This window comes from Natrinema zhouii (assembly GCF_013456555.2).
Lineage (GTDB): Archaea > Halobacteriota > Halobacteria > Halobacteriales > Natrialbaceae > Natrinema > Natrinema zhouii.
The window spans coordinates 176,311-191,390 of sequence record NZ_CP084883.1; the positions used below are offsets into that span (position 1 = coordinate 176,311).

Below are 15,080 nucleotides of genomic sequence, written 5' to 3' on the forward strand. Positions count from 1 at the left end.
TCCGAGCTACCATGAGCGCTTCTGACCTCGCAATCACGGATCTAAACGACGACCTGCGGCCGCTGGTCGAAGGCGTCCTCGACGGGGAACAGCTGTCGCTCTCGCGGCTCATCTCGAGAATCGAGAATGGTGCACCAGGGTATCAGGACGCCGTAAAAACACTCCACGACCACACGACTGGCACCCGAACCATCGGCATCACCGGACAACCGGGATCGGGAAAATCAACGCTCGTTGATAAGTTGGTTGATCGACTGCGTGAGCAGGACCTCACCGTCGGTGTGATCGCAGTCGATCCGTCGTCGCCGTACTCGGGCGGAAGTGTCCTCGGCGATCGCGTCCGCCAGACATCGCGCAACGAGGATCCGAACGTGTTCTTCAGATCGATGAGCGCACGCGGACACGTTGGTGGCCTCGCGGCAGCGACGTTCGACGTGGTTCACGCAATGGACGCGTTCGGGAAGGACGTCATCCTTATCGAGACGGTCGGGGCCGGGCAGAACGAAGTGGAGATTGTCCGAGCTGCGGACACCGTCTGCGTCGTCGCTATTCCGGGAGCCGGCGATGACGTTCAGGCGAATAAGGCGGGTATCCTCGAAATCGCCGACGTTTTCGCCGTCAACAAAGCCGATCTGGACGGCGCGACAGCGACAGCTCAGGAGCTTCAGCAGATGATCCGCATCGGTCAGGACCTCGAGCGAAGCGATACAGACGACCCGGTTGACGATCCCGACACCTGGGTTCCACGAGTCGAACTGACCGCTGCGATCAAGGACGAGGGAGTCGAAAATCTCGTCGACGCGTTTGACGCGCACTACGCGTTCATCAAGGAGAGCGGCGAACTAGCCGAGACACGAGCCAGACGGTTCGAACAGGAAGTACGAACACACATGGGTAACGAACTCGACCAGCTGGCCGACGCCGTCGCGGAAGCGCGTCGCGACTTACTCGCTGCAGATGCGGACGTCGACCCCTACACTGCGTCAGAGGAACTCGTTGTCCCCTTCCGAAGAGCCGTAGAGGAGTATATAGACGATGGCTGACTGGACGTCTATCGATGATCCGGTCGCTCGCCTTCACGGTTTCGTCAGCGGATTTCACGCGACGTTTTACGTATACACGGGGATCGAATGCGGGCTGTTCGAAGCTCTGATCGATCCACGAACGCCGAGCGATCTCGCCTCGCAACTCGGCCTCCACGAACCGTACGTGCGTCGGTTCTGCGAGATCGGCTTGCGGTGGGGCCTGATTGAGGCCAAGCCGCGTGACGGGAACGGTGAGACCGACGGAACTGTCCAACTGGCGGGAGACGACGATCACTATACCTTTCGTCTCTGCAAACCGTTCGTTCAACCACTGGCCGACCCCGAAGCGGCGCAGTACATGGGCGATCTCTTCCGGTTCGCGGCTGCTCACGTGAGCAAGGACTACGGGGAGTATCCGCAGTATTTCCGTAGTGGCAAGACGAGACCGTTCACCGATCGCGGCCCGGCATTCACGGACGTCATCGAAGGGACGACTCGCGGACTCCAGACGATCTTCGTCGAGAAACTGATTTCAGAGTCGCTCCCCGCGCTCGAAGCCCGGCTGTCACGAGGCGGCCGCGTCCTCGATGTGGGCTGTGGAACAGGGTATCTTGCGTGCCAGCTCTGTGAACGGTATCCCGATCTCACCGTCATCGGCGTTGATTTGGACGAGGATGCTATTGACCGAGCGCAGGAGCGCGCCAGCGAAGCAGGTATTAGTGATCGGACGACTTTCCGTGTCGAGGACGCGACGACGGTCGCGGCGGAAGCAACTTCGTTCGATGCAGCTATTTTCTTTATGAGCCAACACGAGATCGACGCAGACGGACGAATAGCTCTGTTCGATACGCTCGGAGACGTGCTCGTCGACGACGGTATCATCGCGGTTTTCGACGAGGTGTATCCCTCATATCCGTCGAAGTTTGACCAGCAACCATTTGCTACCGGCGTAGAGACGCAGTGGTCAGAACTCGTTTGGGGAAACGTCATCCCAACGGTCGCCGAACAGCGTAAGTTGTTCGCTACTGCTGGACAGACGGAGCAGTCTCGAACAACTTTTGCGGACCGATTTATCGTATATGAAGGGGTGAATGATAATGACTGACGAACCGTCTTCGCCGTACAATCAGACAATAGCCCATGAACGGGACGTATCCCAGTACCGTCATCCCTACCCGAACTTCGATTACGAAGAACGAATCGCCGAACTCGCTCAAGGGATCGAAGCGATCGAGGCTGACGCGGCGATACTACCGAATCACGTGGACCTCACCTATTACACGGGAAGCGGTCAACCTGCGAACCTCTACGTCCCCGCTGGAGACGGCGGAAGCGCGAAACTCTTCGTCCGCCGAGCAATGGCCTTCGCGAAACAGGAGTCCGAGTTGCCCAGTCGCTATCTCAAACAGGGTGGACTCTCCGCGCTCACAGAGTACGCGGACGACGTCTCGACCTTGGGTGTTCCCCTTGATGCTGTTCCGGCAGCGCTCACGTCGAAGCTGGCGACCGCTCTCGATGTCGAACTCGTCGACGTTTCTGACGTCGTCCTCTCGCAGCGTGCGATCAAAGCGGAAGGCGAAGTCGAACTTCTGGCGGATGCGGCCGAACTTTACGAGGTAGCGCACGACGCAATCCGACGGCGAGCGGCACCCGGCGTTACTGAGAAAGAGGTCGCAGGCGAGGTGATCGGCGCATTGGTGGCGGCAGGAATGGACGATCGCATTTTTTTCCGGCGCTGGGACGCTCGCCTTCCTGCGGCCGGACTCATTGCCAGCGGCGACGCGCTCCCGCTGGTTTCAGGACACGCCATGACTGTGACTGGAACCGGTGTCACTCGGAGTATGCCGTGGGGTCCGTCGAACCGACCACTGGAAAACGGCGACTTTCTAGCGGCGGATCTCGCACTGAACTGGGCAGGCTACCACGGTGACGTGGCCCGGACGTATGTGATCGGTGAAGCCACACCGGACCAACGGGAGTGGTTTCACACAGTACTCACCATCCACGAGGAAGCCAGAAACGCCGTCGAACCCGGTGCGCCCGCCGAAGTACCCTACCTCGCCGCACGCGAGTGCGCTGAGGAACTCGGCGTTTCCGAGTGGTTGTGCGGGTACGCGGAGATGCAGGCGCCCTACATCGGTCACAGCATTGGTCTCGAAGCAGACGAAGAACCGACGCTCGTACGGGGTAATACGACGGAACTGCGCGAAGGTATGGTTGTTACTATCGAACCCAAACTGATACACCCCGATCGCGGAACGGTAGTCGTCGAGGACGACTATCTCGTTACTGACAGCGGTACGGATCGCCTCTCGACAACGCCGCAGGAACTATTCGTAATTTCGAACGAAACGGACGGTCTATAAGCAAGTCCTGACCATCAACCGGTAGTGTGCCGACACTCAGGCATTTATTCAACAATTACGGGTCTACTTTTCCACACCGGGAACGAAAACGGGTCGGTCGCTCTCGAGGAGAACTGACTGTGTTACGCTTCCGAACAGTACTTTTCCCGACGGGGAACGTTTCCGTCCGGCGACGCAGATCGCATCTCTGTCCCGCTCCCTCGCGAACTCAACGATGTTTTGGGCTGGATCACCGCTGGATTCTCGAACGTCGACATCGACGCCGTGATCGGTGAGCTGGTCTCGGGCCGCTTTCACCGACTCAAGCTGGTGTGCGGACGCTCCCTCCGGATTATCTTCGAATACGTGAAGGAGCGTCACGTCGGTCGTTAGCCCCGATGTTGCTAGCTCGATGATCAGTTTCGCTTGTTCGACTGCCCATTCTTCGTTCGTACCGATGCCGGCGACGATTTCGTACATACCGTGAGTATTTGAGGAGACAACATATTAAACCTCGTTCCGATAGAAAGACAGCAGGACCGAGCTCGAAAAACGTCTGGAACGTAAGACGGACGAAGAGAGGGTGGGAGACATTCGGCTCTTTAGCCCTGTAATCGAGGTGGAACACTCTCGAGACGGACGACCGTTTCTCCGAACGGAAACTTAGGTTCCACGTAGAGTTATCGTGCCGAAGGTAGCGAACTGGACCTCGACAAAATCGCCGGGGGCAATTGGGACGAGGGGAGTGACCGAACCAGTCAACACGATATCGCCCGCTTCCAAACGGTCGTCGCATTCACGAAGCGATCGTTCGAGCCAGCGTACCGCATTACAGGGATGGCCGAGCACGTCAGCGCCGACGCCTGTCGCTTCCTGGGTACCGTTCTTTCGCACTCGTATCCCCTCGAGGGCGAGGTTTCCGTTTAGCGACGAGGGATCGCGGATTCGGTTCCCACAGATCACTCGACCGGAGAGCGTGTTATCGGCGACTGCTTCCGCTGCGGTGACATCCCAATCGTTGATTCGGCAATCGACAATTTCGACGACCGGAACGACGGCTTTCGTGGCCGTCAGAACCTCAGCCGGAGTTACTGGTCCGGTCAGCGGTTCTTCGAGACGGATCGCTAGTTCCGCTTCGACCTTTGGTTCGACGAGCGGCCCAAGATCGACTCTTCCGTCCGATTCGAGCGTGCCTGCGAGGAGGTGTCCGGAGGCGGGTTCGTCGATACCCAGTTCGTTCTGAATCGCTTCGGAGGTGAAGCCGACCTTGTATCCGACATGAGGGCCTTCCGCGGACCGGCGCCGCTCGGTTACCGCCCTCTGAATGCGGTACGCGTCCGATAGTGTTAATTCATATTCCTCTCGAATCGGTGATATGGGGATGCTGGACCGGTATGCTTCATAGAGCGACGATACGATCTCTTCTCGCGCCTGTGAGTTGGCTTCCATCGTCCGATACGGGGGCCCTCGAAGTATAAATTGCTGTACCGGCGAACAGTCGCTTACACATCCCGTACGAATACGATTGGTTCATTTAATCCATTAGATGCCATTATATACTCAGCTTCGAGACTCGACTAAAGCATATACAGGTATGTTAACATCCCCAAACACTTAATATTCAACATATGAAAGTGGGTGTCATGGCATGGGATGCCAATGATGTACGGCGACGGGATGTGTTGAAGACGACCGGTGCGTTAAGCGCTGCCGGTCTCAGTGGCCTAGCGGGATGTACGGGAAGACCTGGTGGAGGTGGTAATACAGAGTTGGGGGACGAGATCCACGTCGGACTCGTGGAACCATTCAGTGGTGTGTATTCAAACCTCGGAAACGCCGAGGTGGAAGGCGCTGAACTCGCAATACAAGACTTAGAAGAAGAGTTTGATATTACGATTCAAACAACGGAGGCGGACACTGAAGCCGACCCGGACACGGGTGTCCGGCGCATCGAAGAAGTCGTAACACAGGATAACGTTGATGTCGCGTTCGGCGGCGTTTCCTCATCAGTGGCTATTGCTATGGGACAGTGGGCGTCACGGAACGACCTCGCGTACATTGCGTCCGGGAGCCACTCAGACGCAACGACGGGAGGTGACTGTGGTCAGTACATGTGGCGGACTGCGAGTTCGAATACGATGCTCGCACGGACTGCTGGCGCAGCGATGGCGGACCACGCTGACTCGTGGACGCTCGTCTACGCAGATTACACTTGGGGCCAGACCGCTCGAGACGCTGTTTCCCAGGTCCTCCAAAACGAAGGTGCGGAGGTCGTTGACACAATATCAGTCCCGTTGGGTGCGGGTGACTATTCCTCTGCACTCAATCGAGTCGAGGATTCTGGTGCCGAGGCAATGGGGAATATTACCGCCGGTGCAGACACAACTCGTTTGTGCCAGCAGTACCTCGACAGCGGCCTCGCAAGCGAAATGAAAACCGGAGGCGTACTGCTCGAAGACGAAGTCATGTGGTCGCTGGGTCCAGAGGGGGTTGCTCAGATGGGTGTCTGGGCGACTGTCTGGAATCCTGCCTACCAAGAGGGCCAGATGAGCAATTTCGTCGAGCGTGTACGGAACGAGTACAGTAAGACAGCCTATTCACGGCATTACTTGGGGTACACGTCGATGGATCAGCTCGTTCGCGCGGCGGTCCGAGCGGAATCTACGGCCGCGGCCGATATTGCTAACGAACTTAACGGGCACGACTACTCCGACGTCGGACTCCTCGATGGGACCCAAGCCTGGCGAGAATGTGACCACCAGAACGAGAAGCCGACTTACGCTGTTCAGGCGAAGTCGGCTGACGATATGGTTGACCAGGACGGCGAGCGAATCTGGTTCGAACAAGTCGCGAAACGCTCCGGTCAAGAAGTCATGCGGTCATGCGACGAGACCGGATGCGACCTGTAACGACTTCCGCTATCGAAAAGCCTAACAAGCTTTTTAGCTAGATACCCCCTGTAAACAAAGAACATGGCGAATGATACGCTACCACAAGGTCGGTGGATAAAGCACGTCACTAGTACGTTTTCTACTATGACGACGACGTGGAGAGTAATCTATGCCCTTCTAGGGCTCTGGGTACTCCTGACAATCGCAGTCAAACCGGGACTGTTCGCTACTCAGCTCATCAGCGGCTTAGTGTACGGGATGATCCTCGTCATGATCGCGCTCGGTTTAACGTTGATTCTGGGTCTAATGGGAGTGATCAACTTCGCACACGGCGCGTTCTTCATGCTCGGGGCGTATCTCGCGTATGCGATCGTTGCTCAGTTCGGATTCTCGATCTGGATCGCATTGATCGCGGCACCGATTGGTGTCGGTGTCCTCGGTGTGCTCGTTGAGAGGTTCCTCCTCAGACGGCTATACGGGACAGAACCGATCAACGGACTACTGCTCACCTTCGGACTTGCTTTGATGATCGAGGAATCGATTCGCTTCATCTGGGGTTCCTCGCCCATGTCGTACTCCGCTGACATCCTGACCGAGCCCGTTCCGCTCCTCGTGACTCAGGTCGCCGGAATACGAGTATTCACCACGATCGTCGGAATCATATCGGTGATAGCGATCTACCTGTTGATCGTTCGAACTGATTTCGGGCTCTCAATTCGTGCTGGCGTACAAGATCCGGAAATGACAGAACTCGTCGGCGAGAATTTACCGATTAAATTTACGTTTTTGTTTTTCATCGGCTCTGCGCTCGCCGGACTCGCTGGCGTCCTTCGAGGCGCTGAAACCGGAATTGATCCTGGAATGGCTTCGTTGTTTATTATCCTCGTATTCGTGGTGATCGTTGTCGGCGGAATCGGGAGTTTCTTTGGAAGCGTTGCCGGTGGACTCCTCATCGGTACGGCTATGTTTCTCGCACCGACGATGCTCAACACTCTCGCGACCACTACGGGTATCTCGTGGATCAATCTCCAAGGCGTCCGACGAGTCGTTCCGTTTGTCGTAATGATCGTCGTACTACTCGCTAGACCACGCGGCCTCTTTGGAGAGGAGGGATTCTTGGAATGAGTTACACGAACAAGTTAGATAGGATCACAGCACGATTGGCGGACATTACCCTTCGAACAGTGATTAGCCATGAGTGAGAAAACACAGACACGGAAAGAACAGTTCAGAGAACTCATCAACGGGTCAGTCCCGATAGCGGAACGACGGATTGATGTCGCCGTTATCGCGGGGTTGATAGCGGTCGCGGTCGCTATGCCGACCGTCGCGGGCGTTCTGATGGGATATCCGGGCGTGGCGTCGAACGTGCTCATCTGGATGCTGTTCGCCGTCTCGTTCAACCTTCTCCTCGGATACACCGGTCTCCTGTCATTCGGACACGCGATGTTCCTCGGCGGCTCGATGTACGTCATCGCAATCGTTATGACGCAGTTCGGGCCAGGAATGATCGTCATCGGGATCCCTCTCGCCCTGGCACTCATGGGCCTCCTCGCCTACGGGATCGGACGGCTCATCGTCCAAAAAGGCGAGATCTACTTCGCCCTCTTGACAATCGCGTTCGGTGAAGTCATCTGGTACATCGCGAACTCGAACCCCGGCGGGGTGACCGGCGGAGACGATGGTATCGCAAGCGGTCTCCTCCCTCCTCTCGTGGAATCATACCGCGGTATCTTGACGATCGAACTAGGTTCGTTCATCGTTTCCATGTACTGGGCCGTAGCCGCCGTCTTCGTCGTCGCGACGTACTTGCTGTTCCGAATCGTTCGTTCGCCGTTCGGACGGACACTCATCACCATTCGGGAAAACGAACAGCTCGCCCGGAGTATCGGGGTGAACACGCGACGCTACAAGGTTCATGCATTCATGCTCAGCGCGGTGTTCAGCGCTGTCGCCGGAACGATGCTTCTAATCGTCAACCAGAGCGTCGCGACGAGTTACCTCTACTGGGAGACGAGCGGCGAGGTCGTTATGATGACGATCGTCGGTGGACTGAGCAGTTTCGCCGGACCGATGTTCGGGGCGTTCCTCTGGTTCCTCGGATCGGAGTTCCTCAGCGGATGGCAGGCTATCGGCGCCCTCCGTCACTACTGGCAGTTCGGGTTCGGCCTGTTGTTCATCATCATCATCCTCGTCGAGCCCCGAAAGGGCGGCTGGGGAGCGATCAAAAAGGGGGCCCGCTGGGCGGCAAACAAACTTCTTGGAGGAAACTAACATGGCAGAAACGATCGACACAGAACGAGCACACGATACGGAATCGGACGTGATCCTCGAGACGCGGGGCCTCACCAAAAAGTTCGGCGAGGTCGTCGCCAACGACGACATCTCGATCAACGTCGAGGACGACGAACTTCGCTCGATAATCGGCCCGAACGGTGCCGGGAAGACGACGTTCTTCAACCAGATCGCTGGCGTCCTGCCAGCGACATCAGGGACGGTCCACTTCCGGGGAGAAGATATCACCAACCTATCCATCGAAGAGCGCTCGCAGCTCGGCATCGGTCGTTCATACCAGAGCAACGAGGTGTTCTTCGATCGGACCGTCTTCGAGAACGTCCGGGTAGCAGTGCAGACCGCCGAAATCGGGGAGTTCAGCTTTAATGTGTTCTCCCGCGCTCGTAACTACCAGCGAGACCGGGCCGAAGAGATCCTCGAACAACTCCGGCTCTGGGACGAACGCGATACGACAGCAGAGAACCTCTCGCACGGTGACCAGCGGCGTCTCGGAATCGCGGTCGCAATCGCGACGGATCCCGACCTCCTGTTGCTTGACGAGCCGACCAGCGGAATGGGCCCGGAGGCGACTGAGGAGACGGCGGCGCTTATCGAAAACATCAGAAATGAACTAGGGATCGCTATCATACTGATCGAACACGACATGAGCGTCGTAATGGGAATCAGCGACCGAATCACCGTGCTCTACAACGGCGACCACATCGCAACGGGTACCCCCGAAGAGGTTCGGACGGACGAAGCCGTGCAGGACGCGTACCTCGGCGGAATGAAAGAGGAGGAACTAGATCTATGAACACTGTGGAAATCGAGAACGTCAACGCAGGGTATGGAACCGGGCAGGTACTATTCGACGTTTCGCTCGAAATCGAAGAAGGTGAAATCGTCTCACTACTCGGACGGAACGGCGCCGGAAAATCGACGATGATGCGCTGCGTGGCCGGCGCGAAACCGCCGCACATCCAGAGCGGCACAATCCGAGTCAACGGTGAGGATATTACTGATCTCGCAACGCACAAGCGAGTGAGCAAGGGGATCGGATACGTCCCGGAAGAACGCCGAGTCTGGCCGGGGCTAACGATCTCGGAAAATATCAGAATGGCCATCAATAACACGGCGGATCCGATGGGTTTCGACGAGGTACTCTCGTATTTCCCGCGGCTCCAGGAACTCGAGGACAAAGCGGCGCGGAACCTTAGCGGAGGGGAACAGCAGATGCTCGCAATCGCTCGCGCGTTAGCCAGTAACCCTAACGTCATGCTGATGGACGAACCGAGCGAAGGTCTCGCACCGTACATCGTCCGCGACGTCGAACAAGTTATTCGACAACTCAACGAGGAGGAAGGCCTCACTATCTTCCTCGTTGAGCAGAACGTCGTCATGGCGATGGACGTCAGCGATAGGCACTACTTCCTCGATCAGGGTGAGATCGTCGACGAGATGACGCCGACGAAACTACAGGAGAACCCAGAGGTTCGACAGCAATACCTGAGCGTCTGACTCATCGCTACCGATGTGTTGACTTAGGAGCAGGTGACGGAGTTACTTTTCGCCCTCGACCGGATTTCCGTCCTCGTCGACGGTGTACGTGTCGCCGTTGATGATTGCCGGCGAGTGAACGAACATCGCCCGAAACGTTCCGTCCGCGTCGTCCGGATTTCTCGGGTAATGCGGAACTCCCGGCGGAATGAAGACGAGGTGTTCGTCGGCGTGGCATGGCACCGCTTCGCCGTCGACGACAATTTCGCCCTCGCCTTTGAGCCCGTAGAACGTCTCACCACTGTACCGATGGACGTGTCGTGTCACGGATTCGCCGGGATCTACGTGTATGATTCCCTGATCGAACATCTGCGTATCGTCTTGATCAGTGTTCATCAGGAACTGAATCCCGATACCAAGCCGATCCCGGACGGGAGGTTCGTCGACGTCGTATAATTGGTATGATTTCGAGTGATCCATGCGATCCGTCTCTCGAATAGATGATCTATCGTGATATAGCTTACCGTGCTAGATGTCGACCCTCACTTGCATTTTACACCAACAATAACATGTTATTGGCGGTCGAGATACCCAAGCACGCCGCGAACGTTCATCCGGATCTCCGATACCGCGTTCTCTTCTCCCCATAGATCGACGATGTCGGTTCGTTGCGGGAAGTGCTCGATAACGGCCTCGTCGCCCGTGAGTTCCGCCCGCTTTTCTCTGATCTCGTCGACCCACTCTTTCAGTAGTTCTTCGTACTCAGAGAGGGCGCGATCCACGTCTGCGCGGGGTCCGAAGTGGGTATACAGTAACATATCGGGATCGAGGTCACGAAGCAGGTCGATATCCGTCAGCGCCCCCTCGAGATCGAACTGGGTAGGCGGCGTCGTCGGTTGGATTCGATCTAGCTCCGGAACGTATATTCCGGCAGCGTCCGCGGCGAATACGACGTCTGATTGGCGATCGTAGTACACCGCCTGATGCTTCGCGTGTCCCGGTGCGTGATGGACTTCAAGTTCACGGTCGCCGAGATCGATAACGTCGCCGTCTTCTAACCCCGATACCCGGTCCTCGTCGATGGGAACCGGTTCGACGTAGAATTTCCACCGCTCGCCAACTGCTTGCTTCGTTCCGGTGACAAGCCGAGACGGATCGACGAGATGGCGAGCCCCCCGTTCGTAGGTCCTCACGGTCGCGTTCGGACATTCACGCGCGAGAAAACCTGCACCTCCGGCATGATCTAAGTGTACGTGCGTCGGTGCGATAACTTCGACGTCCTCGTACTTGATTCCGATTTCGTCAAGAGCCTCGAGAATGCGTTCGTACCGCTTTCCGACGCCTGTTTCGATCACGGCGGGGCGATCCGCATCGAGGATATACGCACACCCCATCGACGGGATGTCGTAGAGGTCTAAATCGACGTAGTACGTATCTTCATAGTGCGTCGGATTAACCTCGTGAAGGAACGATAGGTCCATATTCATTCGAACGAATGATTCCAGGGGGTAAAAAGTCTGGTAGTGGGCTTGGTATCGGGGCGTTCAAGTCTTGAACGACGCGCGAGTGACATCGGTTTCACTCGCGCTACCGTACGCGACTATCGCTTTCCCGTTAGAATGGTGCGTCGACTTCTTCCCCGGATGCGTACCGTTCGGCCCCGAGACGGTCGACTCTCTGCTTGGCCCCGAACGCGTCGGGTGGACGTTTTAACGATCCTCGGGAGCCCCCTGCTCGTCGAGATCGAGATAGGCGGCGGCGGTTCGATAAAAGATATCACGGACCGCCGCTCGAGGCAGATCTCGAGCGAGCAGTTCGACGCGTTCGTTGCGGTACGGATACGGGATGTTCGGGAAGTCAGTCCCATACATAATCGATTCTGAGAGTTCGACGAGCGTCTCATCGGCGACTGTACCTGGGTCGAATCCCATCGTCTCTTCAGCCGATGCGGACATCGTCATCGTCGTATCGAGATAGACGTTCCCGTTGTCTCGTGCGAGGTCGAGAAACGCTTCAACCTCGTAGGCGCCCATGTGTGCACAGCAGACTCTGAGTTCTGGATATGAATCGACAAGATCGGTGAACGGGTCTACCCCAACATACGGGCTGTCCTCGAACATCGGTGCCGTACCGCCGTGGTACGTTATTGGGCGATCGTACTCCGCTGCCAGTTCAAGTGCCGGTTTGAGCCGCGAATCGGCAGGTCGGCATTTCTGAACCGGGCAGTGAATTTTCAGTCCTCGTGCACCCCTCTCGAACGATTCTCGGACTATGGCCGCAACGTCTTCATCATCAGGATGAACCGTTGCGAACGGAATCAGTCGATCTAATGAGTCGGCCTGATTGATGAGCCATTCGTTCATTTCAATCGCGACTCCGGGTTTGTGAGCGTACGGAAGGGCAACATACGTCGTGATACCTGCCGCTCGAAGGACATCTTCGATCTCGGACGGGGTTGTCGGCGTCGAAAAGTCCCACCCTGCCTCGTTGCTGAGCGATCGTTGAATCGCGGCAGCGAGTCGTTCGGGAAAAAGGTGCGTGTGGACATCGATCGCAGGACGAAAGGCGGACTGTTCTTTGGATGCCATCTGTTGTCCGATAGGTGGCATAGCGGTTTATCATTGTTCGTCGTACTTCTGTTATAGGGATCTCAACTGACCAGTAGCAGTGATTACCTGATGCAGATCCAAAATAGAATTGCTGATGACGGCGAATGACGACTCCCCGTATAGTCAAAGATGTCATTTGTACGGCCAATTATTTCTCTCCGGAATGTGAACGCGGAGACAGAAACAACAGATACCTCTTGAGCGCATTCCGGTCTCTCCGTTCGGCTCCATAGAGCCCCGTAGCGTCACTGATTTCTGCTCAGTGAAGGTTGACCACCCACCAGCACCCATCCATTTCGTTCATGATTCCGGCAGTTGAGAGGTCAGTTCTCGGCCCCTTCCTTGGACTCATTTCGTTCGCACATAGACGTTTTCCGTGTAGGTCTCGCCGCCGATAACCGTCTCTTCTTCGTCGACCTTCTCGAATCCGACCGTCTTGTAGAACACGTTCCCGGGTTCGTTTCCGGCCAGAACCATCGCCCGAATATCGTCGACGCCTCGGGTCAATAGGGCGTCTCGAGCGCTGGCAAAGAGTTCGGTGCCGATACCCTGCTTTCTGTAGTCGGGATTGACGTACACTCGGAGGATGAAACCCGTCCGCTGTCGACGGACGGCGTGCGTGAACCCGACCACCTTGTCGTCGATTTCGGCCACTAAGAGTATCGCGTCGTCTTCCGCCAGTTCGGACGCGATCTGTTCGGAATTGTACCACTCCTCAACGCCTTCTTCGATCGCTTCTCGATTGAGGATGTTCGGATAATCGGTCCGCCAACTCGACGCTGCGACCGCTCTGATCTCACCGGTATCTTCTGAAGTTGCTCGTCTGATTTCCATATCTGCGCCTACACCGTGTTGTTTGTTATCTCTTTTCGCGATTTCCTAACCGGTCGCGGCGAACGCGATCGTACCTTGCCTGTTCGTCGTGCGTATGCGTAAAGGAATACTTCATCCGAACCATTTTGTAACGGTACAGAAATGGTGTACTTAACCCCAACCATTTATGATAAAGCTTGTGTAACAGCCTGTTAGGTATCACCATGGGAGTTCATGTCGGTCAAGCAACTGGTAATCGTTTGACACTGTTATACTGCCGGTATTGTCAGATCAAATATGAAATCGACGAGACGACAGGTTCTCAGTGCCCCACCTGCAATCAGGTGAATTTCTTGTTATATAATACCGACTTTTCCGGGCCGTGGCGAGAGTAGACTACTCCCCCGAAGTAGGGCTCCGGTTTTCCCGTGCGGTTTTATTCGACCGGACCGTCGGTTCCCTTTGAATTGTTACTTAATAGCGGTAAGCTCAACTCGGTTGGTCTCTGTCGCCTACCCGTTTGAACGGTTTCCTGGACAGCGTCAAGACGAGGGATTCTTCGCTTAGTTCCTTTGAACACCCTTCTGCCAAACCAGTCATTGAATCCCAGGCTGGAGACTACTTCTTCCTGATGTCGTCTCTGTAGACTGGATCGCGGAACAATTTGACGAGGCTCTCCTCCGCGACGATGATTTGGGTCTGTGGCCACGCTTTCCGCTGGTACGCGATGCATCGTGTCGCCAACGACGGTGGCAGCGACGACTACCTCAAGATGAATGCCGATGGCATCGCTGTTGTCAGTGATGATATCTACACCCAACTTGGCTGTTTTGTCAGTGATATTGTCCCGGTAAAACAATGAAATAACCGTATGGGAACTGTCTATTTTAACACCTCCGCTGGCGTCTGTCCGTTGAGTGACTGGTGCGGTCACTATGTGTTATAATAGTGTACGAACTGCTCAAGCCAGTTTCTCACGCTCGCCCAACTACCCACCCACGAATTGTGAAAGCGGTCAACACGTATCTTCAGGGTATGAAACCATTTTTCGAGCGGGTTTCGCTCAACATAGTCGAGCTGACCGCTCAATCCTAATCGAGAGAGGGCAGTCAGATAACCATAGCCATCAACGAGAAACATGGTGTCGGAGAGATCGTGTTTCACGGTCAATCGGTGGAGAAACGCAGCGGCTGGATCAGTGCCTCGTTGTCCGAAGACTGCGACATCGAGAATGAGCCGTGAGTCTAAGCCTATTGCGGCGTACGCCCAAGACCAGTCGCCGTTAATCTTGACAGCAGTCTCATCAATGGCGACCCATGACGGCTTCGCCGTCCTCAGAACGCGAAGCGTTCTGATGGGGCGCACGAGAGCTTTGTTCTCGTGGATGTCGGCGGGTCTGAGACACTATCAGCTAGCCGATGTACCCAGTACCAGATTGCTTGATAAGTGCGTTCTACGCCGATCAAGCGAAGAATTGCTTGTATCTCTCGAAGCGAACGCCCTGATGGGCGTCGCCGTCCGCTCCCAAGCTTCATCAAATTCCGCTGTGTAACACTCGCTGAGCAGGTCTGCGAGCATCATCCTAAACTCACTTCACGACCTGCTCGCTTCTCAAACCGCACTAAC

15 protein-coding genes and 1 pseudogene are annotated in these 15,080 nt (G+C 56.1%); 9 read left to right on the plus strand and 7 right to left on the minus strand.

The window, feature by feature from the left end:
- The first annotated feature begins 11 nt into the window (after positions 1–11).
- The 3 genes from meaB to HYG81_RS41155 are packed head-to-tail and all read left to right on the plus strand — an operon-like array spanning position 12 to position 3,391.
- Complete coding sequence (meaB, locus tag HYG81_RS41145) at positions 12–1,043, plus strand: methylmalonyl Co-A mutase-associated GTPase MeaB (protein ID WP_226778334.1); 1,032 nt, start codon at positions 12–14, stop codon at positions 1,041–1,043.
- Complete coding sequence (locus HYG81_RS41150; RefSeq protein WP_226778335.1) at positions 1,036–2,130, plus strand: SAM-dependent methyltransferase; 1,095 nt, start codon at positions 1,036–1,038, stop codon at positions 2,128–2,130. Before meaB ends, HYG81_RS41150 begins: the two co-directional genes overlap by 8 nt.
- Positions 2,123–3,391 (plus strand): M24 family metallopeptidase, encoded by a 1,269-nt coding sequence (locus HYG81_RS41155; RefSeq protein WP_226778336.1) that lies wholly within the window; start codon positions 2,123–2,125, stop codon positions 3,389–3,391. Before HYG81_RS41150 ends, HYG81_RS41155 begins: the two co-directional genes overlap by 8 nt.
- A 63-nt stretch (positions 3,392–3,454) precedes the next feature.
- Here the strand turns inward: HYG81_RS41155 and HYG81_RS41160 are convergent, their stop codons facing one another.
- Positions 3,455–3,850: a universal stress protein gene (locus HYG81_RS41160; protein ID WP_226778337.1), complete on the minus strand. Its 396-nt coding sequence runs from the start codon at positions 3,848–3,850 to the stop codon at positions 3,455–3,457.
- 183 nt (positions 3,851–4,033) lie between these two features.
- Entirely contained in the window at positions 4,034–4,819 is a 786-nt protein-coding gene (locus tag HYG81_RS41165; protein WP_226778338.1) for a 2-keto-4-pentenoate hydratase, read from the minus strand.
- Between the two features lie 194 nt (positions 4,820–5,013).
- Between HYG81_RS41165 and HYG81_RS41170 the strand changes: the two genes are divergently transcribed.
- From HYG81_RS41170 to HYG81_RS41190, 5 genes are all read left to right on the plus strand, one after another.
- Positions 5,014–6,279, plus strand: coding sequence for an ABC transporter substrate-binding protein (locus tag HYG81_RS41170; RefSeq protein ID WP_226778339.1), 1,266 nt, complete (start codon positions 5,014–5,016; stop codon positions 6,277–6,279).
- 126 nt (positions 6,280–6,405) lie between these two features.
- Positions 6,406–7,386 carry a branched-chain amino acid ABC transporter permease gene (locus HYG81_RS41175; RefSeq protein ID WP_226778340.1) on the plus strand — a complete coding sequence of 327 codons (981 nt, stop codon included), beginning with the start codon at positions 6,406–6,408 and terminating at the stop codon, positions 7,384–7,386.
- 69 nt (positions 7,387–7,455) lie between these two features.
- Positions 7,456–8,535, plus strand: coding sequence for a branched-chain amino acid ABC transporter permease (locus HYG81_RS41180; protein ID WP_226778341.1), 1,080 nt, complete (start codon positions 7,456–7,458; stop codon positions 8,533–8,535).
- 1 nt (position 8,536) lies between these two features.
- Entirely contained in the window at positions 8,537–9,349 is an 813-nt protein-coding gene (locus tag HYG81_RS41185; RefSeq protein WP_226778342.1) for an ABC transporter ATP-binding protein, read from the plus strand.
- Positions 9,346–10,053 (plus strand): ABC transporter ATP-binding protein, encoded by a 708-nt coding sequence (locus HYG81_RS41190; protein ID WP_226778343.1) that lies wholly within the window; start codon positions 9,346–9,348, stop codon positions 10,051–10,053. The genes HYG81_RS41185 and HYG81_RS41190 overlap by 4 nt, the downstream gene beginning before the upstream one ends.
- Positions 10,054–10,095: 42 nt before the next feature.
- On the opposite strand, the gene HYG81_RS41195 is transcribed toward HYG81_RS41190, so the two are convergent.
- From HYG81_RS41195 to HYG81_RS41210, 4 genes are all read right to left on the minus strand, one after another.
- Positions 10,096–10,512 carry a cupin domain-containing protein gene (locus tag HYG81_RS41195; protein ID WP_226778344.1) on the minus strand — a complete coding sequence of 139 codons (417 nt, stop codon included), beginning with the start codon at positions 10,510–10,512 and terminating at the stop codon, positions 10,096–10,098.
- Positions 10,513–10,604: 92 nt separating this feature from the next.
- Entirely contained in the window at positions 10,605–11,513 is a 909-nt protein-coding gene (locus HYG81_RS41200) for an MBL fold metallo-hydrolase (protein WP_226778345.1), read from the minus strand.
- Between the two features lie 228 nt (positions 11,514–11,741).
- Complete coding sequence (locus HYG81_RS41205) at positions 11,742–12,641, minus strand: amidohydrolase family protein (RefSeq protein ID WP_226778346.1); 900 nt, start codon at positions 12,639–12,641, stop codon at positions 11,742–11,744.
- 348 nt (positions 12,642–12,989) lie between these two features.
- Positions 12,990–13,475, minus strand: coding sequence for a GNAT family N-acetyltransferase (locus HYG81_RS41210; RefSeq protein WP_226778347.1), 486 nt, complete (start codon positions 13,473–13,475; stop codon positions 12,990–12,992).
- A gap of 706 nt (positions 13,476–14,181) precedes the next feature.
- Here HYG81_RS41210 and HYG81_RS45500 point away from each other — a divergent pair.
- A complete protein-coding gene (locus HYG81_RS45500) occupies positions 14,182–14,316 on the plus strand; it encodes a hypothetical protein (protein ID WP_255647809.1) in 135 nt (44 codons plus the stop codon).
- A 20-nt stretch (positions 14,317–14,336) separates the two neighbouring features.
- On the opposite strand, the pseudogene HYG81_RS41215 reads toward HYG81_RS45500, so the two are convergent.
- Positions 14,337–15,035: pseudogene (locus HYG81_RS41215) on the minus strand (IS6 family transposase).
- Between the last annotated feature and the right edge of the window lie 45 nt (positions 15,036–15,080).